The sequence below is a fragment of the Streptomyces colwelliae genome (assembly GCF_048158785.1).
Taxonomy (GTDB): domain Bacteria; phylum Actinomycetota; class Actinomycetes; order Streptomycetales; family Streptomycetaceae; genus Streptomyces.
Genome location: NZ_JBLTJC010000722.1, coordinates 1 through 2,113, shown reverse-complemented (window position 1 = coordinate 2,113; position 2,113 = coordinate 1). Strand labels below are relative to the sequence as shown.

Below are 2,113 nucleotides of genomic sequence, written 5' to 3'. Positions count from 1 at the left end.
GTCCCCCACCACCTCCCCCTCCGGCCAGGTCAAGAGCTACGCCACCGACGGCGGGCGCGTGGTGCTCGAACTCGACACCTCGCCGGCCTATGTGACGCTCGTGTCGGCGACGCCGGGTACGGGCTGGTCGATGCAGGTGTGGAAGACGGATTCGTGGCTCCGGGTGGAGTTCACCAAGGGCACGGACAAGGTGTCGGTCATCTGCACGTGGCACGACGGGGCGCCGCGGGTGGACGTGGGCAACTACTAGACCTGGGTGCTCACTTAGCGGAACACGGACGGAGGCGGTGCCGGTGAGGCGACCGCCGCGGCGTCCGTCACGGGTACGGCTCCGCCGGTGAAGTCGGTGAGTTCCCTGCCGTGTTCGAGCCTGCCGGGGTGCGGGTCGGAGGCGGCCCGCCGGGTCAACTCGGCCAGCGGCAGCGGATGGTCGGAGGCGACGAGCACCGCGTTGCCGAACCGCTTGCCGCGCAGCACGGTCGGGTCGGCGATCAGCGCGCGCTCCGCGAACCGGGCGGCCACGGTGGCGATCTGGCCGCGCAGGTGCGCGAGCGGGGGCCCGTCGGCGAGGTTCGCGGCGTAGAACCCACCGGGCTTGAGGGCCCGGCACACCTCGTCGAGAAACTCGGTGGAGGTCAGGTGGGCGGGCGTACGCGCTCCGCTGAAGACATCCGCCACGACGAGATCGGCCCACCCCTCGGGCACCTTCGCGAGCCCCGCGCGGGCGTCGGTCGACCGCACCCGGATCCGCGCGTTCGGGTCCAACGGCAGCTCCCGCCGGACCAGTTGGACCAGCGCCGCGTCGAACTCGACGACCTGCTGGGTGGATCGGGGGCGGGTCGCGGCGACGTACCGGGCGAGCGTGAGAGCACCACCGCCGAGGTGTACGACGTGGATGGGCTTCCCGGCGGGCGCGACGAGGTCGATGACGTGGCCGAGGCGGCGCTGGTACTCAAAGGACAGATACGCGGGGTCGTCGAGATCGACGTACGACTGTGGTGCCCCATCGATCAGCAAGGTCCAGGCACGCGCGCGTTCCCGGTCGGGTATCAACTCGGCGAGCCCACCGTCGACGGGTTCTACGACGGCTTCGGGGGCGCCGACACCGCCTCGCCGGGTACTCCTGGACTTTCCCATTGGTCCATTATCGGCGGGCGAGGGTAGTCCGGCGCGGCATCGCGCCCCAAAGGGGCGCGGGGCTGTGTCGATATGCGGCTCCGCCGCGTGGGCGCGACCAGCCCCCACCGGCCCGCAGATCGATCACCGCCCTCCCAGCGGAGCTACCGGCAGCCGTCCGCCGCCTCAATAAGCCGGGCCGCCTCTCCCAGCGCGGCCCGCAGTACCTCCGGGTCGGTTGCCAGGTCCGCGTCGCCCGGGGGCAGGAGCCAGTCCGAGCCCTCGACAGGCGGCTCGGGGTCGGGGGCGAGGCGCAGGCCCCGGCCGTTGGTCTCCGTACAGGTGCTGCCCGGCAGGTCCCAGGCCGCCGCCGTGCCCGGCGGTACCAGGAAGCCGAGGGTGTCGTCGCCGTCATCGTGCAGGACGGGGCCGACCCCGTCGCACGCGCCGCGCCGCAGGATGTCGACCGCCTCCAGGCCCTGCCGCGTCGGCACCGTCACCAGGTCGCAGGCCGAGTCCACGAACGGTGGCGCACTGCACTCGGCGCTCGGCATTCGAGGATCGACGCTCTGCCTGGTCTCCATCCCGGTCTCCACCACGGAACCCCTCCTTGGACGAGCGGGTCGGGAGTCGGGTGGCTCCCGGATCCACGGGGTTCAACGCGTTGAAGCGTCAACAGCTACGGCACAAGTCAGCCGCAAAGGATGGCAGTTCATGGCAGATCCCGGATGAGATATCCGGTTTGTAGCCAAACCCTGCGTGGCGGGTCATGCACAGCAGGTACGTTCTTGCCCGCTGGAAACAGGGCGTCACTCAACAAGTCACCCTGAATCCGGCATGGTTCGACGGTTCGCAGGCCGTACGCCCGCTCGGGCGCACGGCCGTGCAGATCGACTCGGCGTACAGCGTGTCGCCGACGAAGACCGGGTGGAGCAGCCTGACGTCGGTCATCTCCAGGTTGGCGACCGCGTTCTGGCTGATGTCCGAGACGGTCTGG

2 protein-coding genes and 2 pseudogenes are annotated in these 2,113 nt (G+C 70.7%); 1 reads left to right on the top strand and 3 read right to left on the bottom strand.

The genetic code is table 11. The features are described from left to right. Positions 1 to 250 (top strand): annotated as a pseudogene (locus ACNFOC_RS53650) (hypothetical protein); the annotation flags it as partial. A 14-nt stretch (positions 251 to 264) separates the two neighbouring features. Here ACNFOC_RS53650 and ACNFOC_RS53645 read toward each other — a convergent pair. The 3 genes and pseudogenes from ACNFOC_RS53645 to ACNFOC_RS53635 form a co-directional block, all read right to left on the bottom strand. After that, on the bottom strand, positions 265 to 1,137 hold the full coding sequence (locus ACNFOC_RS53645) for a spermidine synthase (protein ID WP_416966205.1): 873 nt from the start codon (positions 1,135 to 1,137) through the stop codon (positions 265 to 267). 143 nt (positions 1,138 to 1,280) lie between these two features. Continuing rightward, positions 1,281 to 1,715: a hypothetical protein gene (locus ACNFOC_RS53640; protein WP_327403784.1), complete on the bottom strand. Its 435-nt coding sequence runs from the start codon at positions 1,713 to 1,715 to the stop codon at positions 1,281 to 1,283. A 214-nt stretch (positions 1,716 to 1,929) separates the two neighbouring features. Then, positions 1,930 to 2,113 (bottom strand): annotated as a pseudogene (locus tag ACNFOC_RS53635) (MaoC family dehydratase); the annotation flags it as partial.

What these genes read in the sequence shown, in the direction of transcription:
- ACNFOC_RS53645 (WP_416966205.1), bottom strand. Translation starts at nt 1,137, where the DNA reads ATGGGAAAGTCCAGGAGTACCCGGCGAGGCGGTGTCGGCGCCCCCGAA.